General features: G+C 67.4%; 17 protein-coding genes. 10 read left to right on the top strand and 7 right to left on the bottom strand.

The features are described from left to right. The first annotated feature begins 81 nt into the window (after positions 1-81). Positions 82-1,527: a succinylglutamate-semialdehyde dehydrogenase gene (locus ACODRZ_RS18610; protein WP_488971992.1), complete on the top strand. Its 1,446-nt coding sequence runs from the start codon at positions 82-84 to the stop codon at positions 1,525-1,527. A 124-nt stretch (positions 1,528-1,651) separates the two neighbouring features. On the opposite strand, the gene ACODRZ_RS18615 is transcribed toward ACODRZ_RS18610, so the two are convergent. Together ACODRZ_RS18615 and ACODRZ_RS18620 are read right to left on the bottom strand one after the other, a co-directional pair. After that, positions 1,652-2,365: a hypothetical protein gene (locus ACODRZ_RS18615; RefSeq protein ID WP_488971991.1), complete on the bottom strand. Its 714-nt coding sequence runs from the start codon at positions 2,363-2,365 to the stop codon at positions 1,652-1,654. Positions 2,366-2,616: 251 nt separating this feature from the next. Then, positions 2,617-3,057, bottom strand: a complete 441-nt coding sequence (locus ACODRZ_RS18620) for a glycine zipper 2TM domain-containing protein (protein WP_271180871.1) — start codon at positions 3,055-3,057, stop codon at positions 2,617-2,619. 221 nt (positions 3,058-3,278) lie between these two features. Here ACODRZ_RS18620 and rarD point away from each other — a divergent pair, with 221 nt between their 5' ends. Beyond that, positions 3,279-4,199, top strand: a complete 921-nt coding sequence (gene rarD / locus ACODRZ_RS18625; protein WP_488971990.1) for an EamA family transporter RarD — start codon at positions 3,279-3,281, stop codon at positions 4,197-4,199. A gap of 24 nt (positions 4,200-4,223) precedes the next feature. Here the strand turns inward: rarD and ACODRZ_RS18630 are convergent, their stop codons facing one another. Together ACODRZ_RS18630 and ACODRZ_RS18635 are read right to left on the bottom strand one after the other, a co-directional pair. After that, entirely contained in the window at positions 4,224-5,549 is a 1,326-nt protein-coding gene (locus tag ACODRZ_RS18630) for a dihydroorotase (RefSeq protein WP_488971989.1), read from the bottom strand. Between the two features lie 89 nt (positions 5,550-5,638). Further along, positions 5,639-6,181: a hypothetical protein gene (locus ACODRZ_RS18635; protein ID WP_488971988.1), complete on the bottom strand. Its 543-nt coding sequence runs from the start codon at positions 6,179-6,181 to the stop codon at positions 5,639-5,641. Positions 6,182-6,432: 251 nt separating this feature from the next. Between ACODRZ_RS18635 and rplU the strand changes: the two genes are divergently transcribed. From rplU to ACODRZ_RS18655, 4 genes are all read left to right on the top strand, one after another. Beyond that, positions 6,433-6,729: a 50S ribosomal protein L21 gene (rplU, locus tag ACODRZ_RS18640; RefSeq protein WP_008828935.1), complete on the top strand. Its 297-nt coding sequence runs from the start codon at positions 6,433-6,435 to the stop codon at positions 6,727-6,729. A gap of 24 nt (positions 6,730-6,753) precedes the next feature. Beyond that, the gene (rpmA, locus tag ACODRZ_RS18645; protein ID WP_008828936.1) at positions 6,754-7,023 is read left to right on the top strand and encodes a 50S ribosomal protein L27; all 270 of its coding nucleotides are present in this window, start codon (positions 6,754-6,756) and stop codon (positions 7,021-7,023) included. 282 nt (positions 7,024-7,305) lie between these two features. Continuing rightward, positions 7,306-7,863 carry a GNAT family N-acetyltransferase gene (locus ACODRZ_RS18650; RefSeq protein WP_488971987.1) on the top strand — a complete coding sequence of 186 codons (558 nt, stop codon included), beginning with the start codon at positions 7,306-7,308 and terminating at the stop codon, positions 7,861-7,863. 188 nt (positions 7,864-8,051) lie between these two features. Next, positions 8,052-8,615, top strand: a complete 564-nt coding sequence (locus tag ACODRZ_RS18655) for a GNAT family N-acetyltransferase (protein WP_008830645.1) — start codon at positions 8,052-8,054, stop codon at positions 8,613-8,615. A 22-nt stretch (positions 8,616-8,637) separates the two neighbouring features. On the opposite strand, the gene ygfZ is transcribed toward ACODRZ_RS18655, so the two are convergent. Beyond that, on the bottom strand, positions 8,638-9,387 hold the full coding sequence (gene ygfZ / locus ACODRZ_RS18660) for a CAF17-like 4Fe-4S cluster assembly/insertion protein YgfZ (RefSeq protein ID WP_488971986.1): 750 nt from the start codon (positions 9,385-9,387) through the stop codon (positions 8,638-8,640). A 40-nt stretch (positions 9,388-9,427) separates the two neighbouring features. Then, positions 9,428-10,342 (bottom strand): LysR family transcriptional regulator, encoded by a 915-nt coding sequence (locus tag ACODRZ_RS18665; RefSeq protein ID WP_488971985.1) that lies wholly within the window; start codon positions 10,340-10,342, stop codon positions 9,428-9,430. A gap of 115 nt (positions 10,343-10,457) precedes the next feature. Here ACODRZ_RS18665 and ACODRZ_RS18670 point away from each other — a divergent pair, with 115 nt between their 5' ends. From ACODRZ_RS18670 to ACODRZ_RS18685, 4 genes are all read left to right on the top strand, one after another. Next, the gene (locus tag ACODRZ_RS18670) at positions 10,458-11,156 is read left to right on the top strand and encodes a pirin family protein (protein ID WP_008830642.1); all 699 of its coding nucleotides are present in this window, start codon (positions 10,458-10,460) and stop codon (positions 11,154-11,156) included. A gap of 84 nt (positions 11,157-11,240) precedes the next feature. Further along, positions 11,241-11,819 (top strand): nitroreductase family protein, encoded by a 579-nt coding sequence (locus ACODRZ_RS18675; protein ID WP_271180865.1) that lies wholly within the window; start codon positions 11,241-11,243, stop codon positions 11,817-11,819. Positions 11,820-11,962: 143 nt separating this feature from the next. Beyond that, a complete protein-coding gene (locus ACODRZ_RS18680; protein WP_488971984.1) occupies positions 11,963-12,295 on the top strand; it encodes a hypothetical protein in 333 nt (110 codons plus the stop codon). A 16-nt stretch (positions 12,296-12,311) separates the two neighbouring features. Beyond that, the gene (locus tag ACODRZ_RS18685) at positions 12,312-13,019 is read left to right on the top strand and encodes an HPP family protein (protein ID WP_488971983.1); all 708 of its coding nucleotides are present in this window, start codon (positions 12,312-12,314) and stop codon (positions 13,017-13,019) included. Between the two features lie 109 nt (positions 13,020-13,128). On the opposite strand, the gene ACODRZ_RS18690 is transcribed toward ACODRZ_RS18685, so the two are convergent. Further along, a complete protein-coding gene (locus ACODRZ_RS18690) occupies positions 13,129-13,548 on the bottom strand; it encodes a hypothetical protein (RefSeq protein ID WP_488971982.1) in 420 nt (139 codons plus the stop codon). Positions 13,549-13,707 lie beyond the last annotated feature (159 nt).

The following is a 13,707-nucleotide window of genomic DNA, read 5'->3' on the forward strand; positions in this document are numbered from 1 at the left end:
GGATGAAATGTCGAACCCTATAAGCTAACGGGTCATTAGCCGTATTTCTGCAGCCGCACCGCGTTGGGACCAGATGATTTCGTGACCGCACAACTCCAGAGGGCCGATAGCCGGCCCGATACCAGGGCGGAGATCGTCTCCCACGAACCTGCCTCCGGGGCGGAAGTCTGGCGCGGCCCGGTGGCCGACGTGGACGAGACAGTTGCGCGCGCGCGGCGGGCGTGGCCCTCGTGGGCGGCCCAGCCGCTCTCCACCCGCATGGAACTGCTGCGCCGCTTCGCCAACGAAGTGCGCAAGGACGCCGAGGCGCTCGCCACCTGCATCGCCCGCGAAGTCGGCAAGCCCTTGTGGGAAGCCCGCGCCGAGGTTGATTCGGTCATCGCCAAGGTCGAAGTCTCGATCCGCTCCTACGCCGAGCGGACGGCCCAGCGCCGCCTCGATTCGGCGCTGCAGGGGGCGATGGCGGTGCGTCACAAGCCGCATGGCGTGCTGGTGGTGCTCAGCCCCTTCAACTACCCCGCGCACCTTGCCAATGCGCACATCGTTCCCGCGCTGATCGCGGGCAACGCGGTGATCTTCAAGCCGAGCGAACGCGCGCCCGCGACCGGCGAGATGCTGACCCGCTGCTTCCACCGCGCGGGCGTGCCCGCCGCCGCCATCCAGTTCGCCCCCGGCGGCCCGGTCGAAGGCGCGGCTTACGTGGCGCATGAGGGGATAGACGGCGTCCTGTTCACCGGATCGGCCGCCAACGGCATCGCCATCAACCGCAGGCTGGCGGCCCGGCCGGACCGCATGGTCGCGCTGGAGATGGGCGGCAACAACGCGATGGTCGTGTGGGACACGCCCAAGCTGACCGACGCCGCCGCGATCGTCGTCCAGTCCGCCTTCGCCACCAGCGGCCAGCGCTGCACCGCCGCGCGCCGCCTGATCGTGAAGGACACGATGTACGACGCGCTGATGGCCGAGGTGAAGTCGCTCGCCGACCGGCTGATCGTCGGCGCGCCTTTCGACGAGCCCGCGCCGTTCATGGGGCCGGTGATCGACAATGCCGCCGCCGACGGGCTCACCGAAAGCTTCCTCTACCTGCTCAGCCACGGCGGCCGGGCGATCAAGCACCTCGTCCGCACGCACGACACCGCACCTTTCCTCAGCCCCGCGATCATCGACGTGACGGCGATGGCCGAGCGCCCCGACGTCGAACTGTTCGGGCCGATCCTGCAGGTGGTCCGGGTGTCGGACTTCGACCAGGCGATCGCGCAGGCCAATGCCTCGCGCTATGGCCTCGCCGCATCGCTGGTGGGGGGCACGCCGCAGGAGTACAACCGCTTCTGGGCCAACGTGCGCGCCGGAATCGTCAACTGGAACCGGCCGACGATCGGCCCCAGCCATGCGGCGCCGATGGGCGGCGTGGGGCTTTCGGGCAACCACCGGCCAACCGGGTTCTATGCGGCGGATTACTGCGCCTATCCGGTCGCCTCGGGCGAGATGGAGCAACCGCGCGCGGTGATCGGTGTGGGGTTGCGGTAGAAGCGTCCATCACCTCGTCATTGCGAGCGAAGCGAAGCAATCCAGGGCTGTTAAGCTTCGCCCTGGATTGCTTCGCTTCGCTCGCAATGACGATCCGGGGAGGCACGGACTGGGTGCGTGCCTCTCACTTCCCGCTGGTGACGAGGTCCACTTCGGTCAGCCCGCTGTCCAGCTTGCGCGCGTAGACCACGTAAGCCTTGCCGTCCTTGCGGCCGCCCAGCACGCTGTCTCCACCGTCGATCTTGTACTCCGCGCCGTACCCGGCCCCCAGCGCCCTGGTGTAGTAGAAGCTCACCACGTCGCTGACGCTCACCGGCGTCGCGAAGTTGACTACGCGCAGCGCGCAGCCCTGACCGTCGATCCCGGCCGCTTCCTGCACCGCGCCGCGCGGATAGACCGGCAGTTCGGCGGGCAGCTTGGCCGCCCAGGTGTTGGAATACTGCACCTTGGCCGAACAATCGGCCTTGGCGACCTTGGCCTCCGCAGCGACCTGAGCAGCCGTAGCAGCACCGGCAGCGAGCGCCGCGCCTCCGCCCTGCGCCGGACTGGGCGCGGGCTTGAGCGCACCGCCGACCAGCTGCGCTGCCTGCTTCTTGGCCGCGGCGATCGCTTCGGGCGTGCGGTCCTGCGCAGGGACGGTGATGCGGCGCCCCTCCGCCGAGACGGCCGCGCCCTGATCGCCGGCCATCTCGGGATCGACCATGATCTGATCGCCGAGCGCGCCATTGAGCGCCGGGTCGGTATCGGCCGGGTCCGGCTGCTTGTCGCCCGAGCCGCAGCCTGCCAGCATCAGCGTGCCGATCAGGCCAAGAGCAGTCATTCGGGCCAGAGTCTTCATCGTCGCGTTTCCTTCGAGGGCGGCAGCCAGGCCCTGCTAGGGGCAATAGCTTAGGAAAACGCGAAAAGTCGCAAAGGTGCCAGCGGTGGAATCCCCTCGTCCCATTTCGGGATGGTCGGGACTATGGGCCTTACACATGGTTGAGGGCGCCCGCACGAATGCGGGCGCCCTCCCGCCCGAGCCGTTCAGGCCCGGACGGCTTCCCCGCAAGTCGCCGTACCTGCGGGGAAAGCTGTTCTGTCAGAGGGGCCTTAGCGGCAGCGCGATCCGCCGCGATCGACCTCGCGGCCCAGCAGGGCGCCTGCAGCGGCGCCAAGCACCGTGCCGACGGTCCGGTCGCGGCCACCGTCGATCTCGCGGCCCAGCAGGGCACCGCCTGCACCGCCGATCAGCAGGCCGGTGGTGCCATTGCCCCGGCGGCAGTAGTAACGGCCGTCGTTGCCGCGCCACGAGCTGCGGCGATAGTCATCGCGATAACGGTTGTCGCGATAGCGATAGCTGTCACGATTGCCGTAGCCGCGGCGATAATCCTCGCGCGAATAGCGATAGCGATCGCGGCCATGCTCGTAGGTCTGTTCGCCCGGCGCGGTGAAACCGTTGCCGTAAGGGGCGATGGCGGCCGAAGCAGGCAGTGCGACGGTCAGGCTGGCAGCGGCTGCGGCGATGGCCGAGGCCTTGAAGAATGCGTTCATCTCAACTCTCCTCTTCTAAGGAAGCGAACCGGCCATCCGAGTCGATCCGCCTTACGCATTCATCTTTAAGCCTTAGATCCTGAACGAGCCGCAACGCGCTTGTCAGGATTCGATTTTGCGACGAGCCGTTGGCGCAGGGGCGATGGAGCGAGTGGTTGCCCCCGTTCCGGTGCCCTTCTAAGGGGCATGCACGGCGGATACCCCCCACCGCCGGGAGAGATATGCAGCCGATGCCCGAGACAATGTCCCGCCAAGTGCCCCGGCACTCGCCTTCCGTTTCCGGCCTGCTTCCGGCATTCGGCGCCTACGGCATCTGGTGCCTGTTCCCGCTCTACTTTGCGCTATTAAAAGACGTCGCGCCGTTCGAGGTGGTCGTCTGGCGCCTGATGTGCACGCTGCCGTTCTGCCTCGTCGCGGTAGCCGTGTTGCGGCAAGGCGCGGCACTGCGGGCGGCGCTCACCAACCCGCGCACCCTCGCCACGCTGGCGTTGAGCGGGTTCCTGATCGGCGCGAACTGGCTCATCTATGTCGTCGCGATCATGGAGGGCCACGTGCTCGCGGCCAGCCTGGGCTATTACATCAATCCGCTGATGAACATCCTTGCGGCGACGGTCTTCCTCAAGGAGAAGCTGACGCGGCGTCAGTGGATCGCCGTGGCCCTCGCGACGATCGGCGTGGCGCTGCTGGCGAAGGGCGCGCTCGATACCTTGTGGATCAGCCTGATGCTGGCGCTGAGCTTCGCGTGCTACGGCCTGGCCCGCAAGCTCGCGCCGGTGGCCGCGCTGCCAGGCCTGACGGTCGAGACGCTGGTGCTGTTCGTGCCCGCGCTCGGCCTGATGTGGTGGCAGATGCAGGCGCCGGGGGGGCTGGCGATGGGTTCCTCGACGCGGATCAGCCTGCTGCTGCTCTGCGCCGGGCCGCTGACCGCGATTCCGCTGATGCTATTCGCCACCGCCGCGCGCGCCCTGCCCTTCTCGGTGCTGGGCTTTATCCAGTTCGTGACGCCGACCGGGCTGTTCCTGATGAGCGTGTTCATCTTCCACGAGCCGCTGAGGCCGATCCAGCTGGTCTGCTTCGCCTTCATCTGGGCGGCCGTCGGCGTATTCTGCTGGGACATCCTGTCGCGCCGGAAGGCAGGGTAACCCTCCGGCGCAATGGAGCGGGGGTCAGAGCGCCCCGGCGAACCGCAGCGCCTCGCCCTGCGCCTTGTTGGCGAGCTGGCCTTCCCACATCGCCGAGTGTCCGCGCACGATGGTGCCGACGACGCGGCCTTCCAGTTCCATCCCTGCGAACGGCGTCCAGCCGCAGCGGCTCTCGCCCCATTCCTCGGTCACCGTGAAAGTGCCCTTGCGGTCGACGACGGTGAAGTCCGCATCATAGCCCACCGCGATGCGGCCCTTGCCGACGAGACCGAACACGCGCTGCACGCCCGAAGAGGTCATGTCGATCAGCCGCTCCAGCGTCATGCGGCCCTTGGCGACATGGTCGAGCATCAGCGGCAGCAAGGTCTGCACGCCCGGCATACCCGAGGGGCTGTTGGGATAGGTCTTGGCCTTCTCCTCGCGGGTGTGCGGAGCATGGTCCGAGCCGATCACATCAGGCACGCCCGCACGCAGCCAGTGCCACAGCCCGTCGCGGTGTGCAGCAGAACGGATCGGCGGGTTCATCTGCGCGAAGGTCCCGATCTTGGGATAGGCTTCCTCGGCCGCCAGCGTCAGGTGCTGGGGGGTCACCTCGCAGGTCGCCACATCGCGGTGCTGGGCGATCAGCTCCAGCTCGGCCGGGGTGGTAATATGGAGAATGTGGATCGGGCGGCGCGCCTCGCGGGCGAGGCGCAGGATGCGCTTCGTCGCCAGCATCGCGCTTTCGTCGTCGCGCCAGACCGGGTGGCTGGAGGGATCGCCTTCCACCCGCAGATCCTTGCGCGCGTTCATCCGCGCCTCGTCCTCGGCATGGATGGCGACGCGGCGGCGCCCGTGGGCCAGCACGCGGGCGAGCTGCTCGTCCTCGGCCACCAGCAGGCTGCCGGTCGAGGCGCCCATGAAGATCTTGACGCCCGCCGTACCGGGAATGCGCTCGAGGTCCGCCAGCGCGACCGCATTGTCGGCCGTGGCGCCTACGTAAAACGCATGATCGCAGTACATCCGGTGATGCGCGCGCTTCAGCTTATCGAGGACTCGTTCCTCGGTATCAGTATTGGGGTTGGTATTGGGCATCTCGAACACTGCGGTGATGCCGCCCATGACCGCCGCGCGGCTGCCGGTCTCGAGGTCTTCCTTGTGCTCCAGCCCCGGCTCGCGGAAGTGGACCTGGCTGTCGATCACGCCGGGCAGCACGTCGAGCCCGGTGCAGTCGATCCGCTTCGCCGCGTCCGGATAGGAACCGACGCCGAGGATTTTGCCGTCACGCACGGCGACGTCGGCAACGACCGGGCCGCTCGGCGTATGGACGGTGCCGCCGGAAAGGACGAGTTCGGGTGCGGTTGCAGTCATCTGGGACGGCCTTTCTGCGGCAATTTCACGAAGAAGGCCGACCTAGGCCCCTCTCCCGCCGCTTTCAAGGCAATCCGGAAGGCGGCCGGTCAGGTCCTGAGGCGGCTCGCCAGCCCCGCCAGCACCTTGTCCTGCGCATCGAGCAGCGCGGCGACTTGCGTGCGGGCGTCGGCGATGGCCTTCACCTCCGGCGATTCCTCGACCGGCGCCTTGTCGCGCGCGTCGGCATAAAGAACGTCGAGTTCGGCGAGCGCCGTCATGCCCGAGGAGCGGCTCGATTCGAGCTTCGCCAGGGCGACGCTGGCAGCGCTCCACGAATCGCTGCATGTGGAACCTGCCGCGGCACTCGCCCGCTCGGCGGCGGGGCGATTGGACTGGAACTGACGATCCGCCTGCTCCGCGATTTTCACGAGGCCCGCAAGGCGCGTGACGAGATCGGCGCTCGCAGGCGGCAACGCCGGAGCAGCCTGCTCCGAATCTCCGGGCGCGGCGCTGGCGGTGCCGCTGACGCGCTCGACGTCGCGCTGCGCCAACGAGGGGTAGCCACCGGAAGACGAGCAAGCCGTCATGGCGAGGGAAAGAACGCCGCACAGGATGGCGGGGGCGGTCAAACGGACTTTCGCGCGGATCATGAGGCTGCCATAGCACGGCCGGCGCGAAGCGGGAGAGGCTTTGGACCGCCGAAACGGCCCCAGTCACCACCAAGTCCTTGGTTGACACGAATCGGCCCATCCCCTAACGGCACCCATCTTTCCGGCACCTCGCATCACGCGGGGCGGTCGGCACGTCGCCCGAAAAGTTCCATGGTCCTTCGGGACCTGAGCGGCCGGGGCAGGTTTGTTTCGGCTCGTTTCGGGCATTTTTGAGATTAGGTAAGGGCACCATGTTCGCAGTTGTGCGCACGGGCGGCAAGCAGTACCGGGTTGCCGCCGGAGACAAGATCGCGGTCGAGAAGCTGGCTGGTGAAGCCGGTGACAAGATCACCCTGGGTGACATCCTGCTCGCAGGCAAGGACGGCGAAGTCGCGGACATCGCGAACGTGACCGTCGCCGCCGAGATCATCGCCCAGGCGAAGAGCGAGAAGGTCGTGGTGTTCAAGAAGCGCCGCCGCCACAACTATCGCCGCAAGGCCGGTCACCGCCAGCAGATGACCCTGCTGCGCATCGTGTCCGTCGGCTGACCCCAGAATTCGGAGTAACCAGCAATGGCACATAAGAAAGCAGGCGGTTCGTCGCGTAACGGTCGCGACTCCGCGGGACGCCGTCTCGGCGTCAAGAAGTTCGGCGGTCAGGAAGTGATCGGCGGCAACATCATCGTCCGTCAGCGCGGCACCCGCGTGTACCCGGGCGTGAACGTCGGTCTTGGCAAGGACCACACCCTGTTCGCTCTCGCGGAAGGCCGCGTGCGCTTCCACGACGGCAAACAGGGCCGCAAGTACGTCTCGGTAGACGTCATGGCGGAAGCCGCCGAGTAATCGGATGGTCTCTGTAAGGGCCATCCTGACGGGATGGCCCCGCTGATTCTCCTTTGAGAATCAGCAGAATGAGGGAGAGGGCCCCGCCCGTCTCCCTCTTTTCGTATCTCCCTCCAGCGTGTCCGGGAACCGACACGACGCCTTCGGGTTGCACCGCGCACGGTGCGGCGGCGATGGCGCGCGTCCCCTCGGATCTGTTGCGATTACCGCCCTGTAACCACGGGCGTAATTGCAGTGTCACGCCGGCCCGCTAAGCGCGCGCCGGGGGTTGGAGTAACGAAGATGTTCATTCGCAGCGAAAGGCTGTTCCTGCGCCCTGCCTGGCCGGAGGATCGCGACGAGCTGATGGCCCGGATCGGCCATGAAGCCGTCGTGAGCAACCTCGCCCGCGTGCCCTGGCCCTATACGGCCGAGGACGCCCGCGCCTTCGTCGAAAAGCCGCAGGATCACCGCCTTCCCAGCTTCCTCGTCACCGCGCCTGGTGCCGAAGGTGCCCGTATCGTCGGCGGCTGCGGCCTGTCGATGCTCGATGGCGAGGTTAACCTCGGCTACTGGATCACGCCCGACGAACAGGGACGCGGCTATGCCACCGAGGCCGCCCGCACCCTGCTGTCGCTGACCCGCGCGCTCGGCCACGACCGCGTCGTGGCGCACCACTTCGTCGACAATGCCGCATCGGGCCGGGTGCTCGAGAAGGTCGGCTTCAGCCGCACAGGCCGTGTCGCCGAGCGTTTCAGCCGCGCACGGGGCTATGCCAGCCCCTCGCGCGAGCACGAGATCGTGTTCGAGAGCCCGGCCGATTGCGGCGGCGATTCGATGAATCGCCGATGCGCGGCCTGATCCCTCCCATTAACCACTGAAAACGGCGCTAGGGGTAATCCCCTGGCGCCGTTGTCATATCCGGTTAACCGGCGCCTGCGACGATTTCATCGCCGATCGCGAGGGATTCGCACCAAACTGCGTGCATCTGCGACGACTTGCGTGCATGATCCGAGTCGCAGGGCACTAGCACGACGGAGAACCGTGGAATGTTCGTCCGCACGGAGAGGTTGTTTTTGAGACCGGCATGGCCGGAGGACTTCGACGATCTTGTCGAGGCTCTTTCCGACGATGACGTTCAGCGCACTGTCGGCGTGGCTCCTTTGCCCCGTTCGGCGGAGGAACTGCGCATCTATCTGGACCGGCCGCGAGATCCGCGCCTTCCCCATTTCTTCATGTATCTGCGCGCGCCCGGCGGGCCGCAACTGGTCGGAAGTATAGGGTTGGGTCGGAGCGACAGCGCTCTCGGCGCCAAGGAGATTGAGGTCGGCTACTGGATCGTCCCGAGATATCGGGGTCGCGGCTATGCCGGAGAGGCCTTGCGCGCGGTGGTGAACCAGGCGCGCTCGCTCGGCCATCTGCGGGTCATCGCCAGCCACTTCGCCGACAGCCGGGGCACGCAGCAGGTGCTGGAAAGCGCCGGCTTCCACGATACCGGGCAGGTACGGTCGCGCTACAGCGCCTCGCGGGCGATGGAGCATCCGGCGCGCATCTACGTCGCCGATCTCGACCGGCGCCTGAGCCCGCGCATGGAAATGGCCGGAGCCGCCTGACAGGCTGCTCCGGTGCGTTGCCTCAGGCTTCTGCGGCAATCCACTTGGGCATGACGTCGGCCGGGATGTCCTCCACCCTCAGGTGATCCACCGCGAGCCCCAGTTCGGGGTAGGCGGCGCGGCGGCGCTTCTCGTCCGAACGGGCCAGCGGCACCACGACAAGGCGGCGGTTGACCTTCTGGCGCCAGTTCATGCGCGCGGTGTTTTCCTGCCCGACGTAGCAGCCCTTGGTGAAGCTGACGCCGTGCAGGTCCGCCGCGTTGCATTCGAGCCAGAGCGTTTCGCCGTCGCCCAGTTCCGCCCGGCCTTCGGGCACCCGCAGCGCCAGACGATGCGCGCGCCAGGCGGCGTCTGCGCCAGTTTCTTCCTCGGCTGGATCGGTGGCATCGACCACCGCGACCCAGCGCTCGCCAAGGGCGTGGAGGCGCGGGTCCGGCGCGGCGCCGTCGCCCGTATGCGGCCGCCAGTGGACGGCGAGCCGGTCGTCGCGGGCAATGTCGATCGCCTTGCGGAGCCTGTACATCGACAGACGCTTCACCAGCGCATCGGCGACCTCGGCCTCGCAATCGATCAGCAGTCCCTTGCCGCCTGGCCAGACGATGAAGTCGAACAGCGCCTTGCCCTGCGGCGTCAGCAGTCCGGTCCAGACCGGCAGCGTTCCGGCGACGTCGGACGTCACCAGCCCCTGCAGGAAATCGACGACGTTCTCCCCCGAATCGGGGCGCGGGGACAGCCGGATCAGGGCGCGGTCGAACAGGCGGGTAGCGGTCATGCGCCTTAAGTGGAGCAGCCCGAACCGACCCGCAAGACCCTCACTTCGTCGACGGACATTTCGCAAGCCGTTCGCGCATTTCGTCGAGCACCCAGACGGCGGCGGGGCCGGGGCGGCTGTCCTTGCGCCATAGCGCGACGAGCGCGTAATCGAGCGCGGACCGCTCGGGCAGCCTCAGTTCCACCAGCGTGCCCGCCTCCAAGTCTGCCCTCACGGCATGGCGCGGCATCGAGCCCCAGCCGATGCCTTCCTTGAGCAGCGCGTGCTTGGCGCCGAGGTCCGCCAGCCGCCACGAACGCGGGCTGAACACCGAGAAATCGCGCCCCTCCGTCAGCGGCGAACGGTCGGTCAGGACAAGTTGCAGGTGCTTGCGCGTCTCGCCCGGCTCGATCCGCTCGAACTTGGCGAGGGCGTGGTCGGGGGCGGCGACGGGAACCATCTCGACCGAGCCGATCGTCTCGCGCTCGATCTCCGCAAGGTCCATGATGTCCGGCCCGGCGATACCCAGCGTTGCGCGCCCGTCGAGCACCAGCGCGGCGACAGCGCCCAGCGCCTCGATGTGGAGGCGCAGCGGAACCGTCGGAAAGCGCACCTGAAAGTCGCGCAACAGGCGGGCGAGCACGTTGCCCGGCACCATCACGTCCACCGCCAGCGACAGCTCCGCCTCCAGCCCCTGCCGCAGACTGCGGACCTTGGCGAGCAGGGCATCGACGTCGTCGGAGATCGCGTGAGCCTCGGACAACAGCGCCCTGCCGGCTTCGGTCAGCTGCGGGCGGCGGGAGCCTTCGCGGTCGAACAGGCGCACGTCGAGCTGGCTTTCGAGCTGGGCAATAGCGTAGCTGACCACCGAAATCGCGCGGCCAAGTCGCCTGGCGGCTGCATTGAAGCTGCCCTCTTCCACCACGGCCAGAAAGCAGCGCAAGTGATCGAGACTGGGCGGGACGACGTCGACCATTCAACTTTCCTGAATAATTCAGCCGAGTTTATCACAATTTCGCGATAGCCACGCAAGGGCTACATGGCACTCAACAGGGCCTTAACGGCACCTAACGCATACAAAGGAGTGCCCCATGATCGAACTGCGTCCCTTCGAGAGCATCGGCGCCGCCAATCACGGATGGCTCGATGCCCGCCACCATTTCTCCTTCGCCGACTACCACGATCCGGCGCGCACCAATTGGGGGCGCCTGCGGGTCTGGAACGACGACACCATCGCCGCCAGGTCCGGCTTCCCGCCGCACCCCCACCGCGACATGGAGATCGTCACTTATGTCCGCACCGGCGCGATCACGCACAAGGACAGCCTGGGCAACACCGGCCGCACCGGCGCGGGCGACGTCCAGGTGATGAGCGCCGGCACCGGCATCCAGCACTCGGAGTACAACCTAGAGGACGAGGCGACGACGCTTTTCCAGATCTGGATCATCCCAGACCGCCGCGGCGAGCAGCCGAGCTGGGGCGCCCGTCCTTTCCCCAAGGAGGACCGTTCGGGCCAGTTCGTGACCTTGGCAAGCGGCATCGCCGGGGACGACGACGCCCTCCACATCAACGCCGAGGCGCGCGTGCTGGGCGCGACGGTGAAGGCGGGCGACACGGTGACTTACGCCACCGACGCCGCGCGCCACAGCTACCTCGTCCCCGCCACCGGCCGCATCCGGGTTGGTGACGTGGAAGCCAATGCCCGCGACGGCGTGGCCATCACCGGGCTCGACACGATCACCGTCACCGCTCTGGAAGACGCGGAACTGGTGCTGGTGGACGCAGCCTGACATAGCGCAGGGGGGCGATTCGAAAGGATCGCTCCCCTGCTTGCGCATTCTCCCTAAGCCCTTAGCAGACAAGGACATATTTCGATGACCGGACGTATCGCCAATCCCAAGATCGAGAAGCTCATCGTCGACCGCTGGAGCCCGCGCGCCTTCGACGGCAGCGAGATGCCGCAGGAAGACCTCGACGCGATCCTCGAAGCCGGTGGCTGGGCGCCTTCGGCCTACAACGTGCAGCCCTGGACCTTCCTCTACGCCAAGAAGGGCGACGCGAACTGGGATCTGTTCCTGTCGGGCCTGATCGACTTCAACGCCGGCTGGGCCAAGGAAGCCTCGGCGATCGTCTACGTCGTCTCCGACAAGTTCATGCGCTCGGACAAGGGCAATTCCGAGAACCACAGCCACAGCTTCGACGCCGGCGCTGCCTGGGTGCTCGCCGCGATCCAGGCGCAGGCACTGGGCTACCACACCCACGGCATGACCGGCCTGAAGTTCGGCGAGGCCGAGGCCGCGCTCGGCATCCCGGAAGACCATCGCCTCGAAGCCGCCTTCGCCATCGGCAAGCAGGGTGACAAGTCGGTCCTGCCCGACTTCCTGCAGTCGCGCGAAGTCGCCAGCGACCGCAAGCCGCTGGCCGAGATCGCCAAGGCCGGCAAGTTCGCCTGATCCTTTCGGCGCCCGCCCCCTCCCCCCTCGAGTGCGGGCGCTCATCGGCCCGGTCCTCCGAACGGAGGGCCGGGCTTTTTGATTCGCGGCCCGATCTTCCCGCTGCCCTGAAATCGCCGCGATCGCATGGCCTCCTGCTTTCCATGCCGATCGCCGACCTCCCGCCCGAACCGCCTGCGATCGCAGCGCCGCTGTTCGACCTCGCGCAGATGCCGCAGGACGGGACGGTCGATCTCCATGCCGTCAAGCCGCGCTGCCCGGTCGGCCGCCCCGGAGAAATCGTCGTCTGCGCGGCCAATCCGGAAAAGGAGCGCTTGCGCCCGCTTCCCGACACTTACGAAACGCCGGACGGCCTGCCCCGCGCGCAGATGGGCCTGAGCGAAAACTCCTCACTCGGCGTCGAGCTTGATTCGGCGACGCTGGGCGGCGGGCAGGTCAGCAACCGGGCGATGGTGCGCTACAAGCTGAAGTTCTGATAGCCTGCCTATCGCGGTGCGAGGCAAATCCGGGCTCGTCACCCGCACTGCTCTGCGCCATAGCGCCGCCATGGTCCGGCACATTCACTCCCTGCGCCTCCACGCCCTTGGCCGTCTGGGCTGGGCGCGCGGCGCGATCGGTGCGGCGCTGGGGATCGCGTTCTCCGGCTTCGCGACATGGGCGCTGCTCGGCGGCCATCAGGCCCACGCCCTGCCCTTCCTCGTCGCGCCGCTGGGCGCCTCGGCGGTGCTGGTGTTCTGCGTTCCGGCGAGCCCTCTCGCGCAGCCGTGGTCGGTGATCGGCGGAGACCTGCTCTCGGCCGCGATCGGCATTTCGATCGGGCACCTGATCGGCAATCCGTGGCTGGGCGGGAGCATCGCGGTGGGGCTTGCCATCGCGGCGATGTCGGTGGCGCGCTGCCTCCATCCGCCGGGCGGTGCCTGCGCCCTGCTCTGCGCGCTCGGTGCGGGCGGGCAGGTGCCGTGGGACGCGACGCTGATGATCCCGATCGCCGCCAACGTGCTGGTGCTGTGCAGCTTCGGCTGGCTCTACAACAACTTCACCGGCCACGCCTGGCCACATGTCGCGCTGCCCCCGCCGGTTCCCGTCTCCACGCGCGAGGACGTCGTCGCAGTGCTGGAGGAATGGGACGAAGTGCTCGACGTGGACGTCGATGATCTCGACGCCTTCGTGCAGGCGGTGCTGCGACGCCGGGCGTCCTGACGCGAAAAGTCCCACCCCCCGGCCAGAAGGGTGGGACTCCCCGAACGTTCCGACAAAGTCTGCCTGAAAGCCCCCCGGCCTGGTGGACCAGATTCAGGCAGGCCCCGCGTCAGGTGAAGGCGACGATGACCGCGACCGCCAGGCCCCAGCACAGGATCAGCACGGGTAGCGTGAGAACCTGGACGGCCGCTTCGCCCGCCGTGAGCCTTCCGTTCAGAGTGTCGATGCCGCGTGCGGCAAGCTGGCCCCAGGTGGGCGCGGCGGCATCGTTGTGGGGTTTCATCTTCACCCAGTACCCGGCCAGCCCGAACGCCATGATCACGAAGCCCGCGAAGATGACCATCGGGATGGCCAGTTCCGGGTTCATGAACGTGGCGGCCATAACACCGATGAAGGCGAGATAGAGCGCGACCGTGGCGACGTAGAAGCCGGTCGGCAGCCCGAAGCTGCGGTCTACTTTGACGCGGGCGGGAACGGCCGTGACCGTGGCCAGACCCTGAAGCTGCTGCCGGGTAAGACGCTGGGACATGATGCTGATCTCCTTGGGTGATCGGCATATGCGCTCGTCCGCGTCATGATTCGTTGATGCGGGTCAAAACCCTCGTTCGAGAAGAAAAGATTCGTCGTCCCGGACTTGATCCGGGACCGCTGGCCGTGACCAGCCCACCTCGCTGCACGACCGCAAGCC

It is taken from the genome of Novosphingobium sp. FG90, assembly GCF_057808725.1.